This is a genomic window from Marinicrinis sediminis, from assembly GCF_042685085.1.
GTDB lineage: Bacteria > Bacillota > Bacilli > Paenibacillales > KCTC-33676 > Marinicrinis > Marinicrinis sediminis.
In genome coordinates, this window is sequence record NZ_JBHUMM010000039.1 from 1 (window position 1) to 245 (window position 245).

Sequence of the window (245 nt, forward strand, 5' to 3'; positions counted from 1 at the left end):
CGGGCGCGAAACAAAACCTTCGTTCTCGTGTGCGGGATTTGACAAGATGTCATCCCCGTACACGCTAGTAAAAACTGCGTTGATTCTTACCTAAACTCTTTCGCTATCCAGTTTTCAAGAAAAAAAATTTGAAAGGTTGCCCTTTCAAAACTGAACGCGAGTGAAATTGTCCCTCGTACACCTTGTGCACGAAACGTTTGGTTTTGAGATGCTCGCACATCTCGAAACTCCATAGAAAGGAGGTG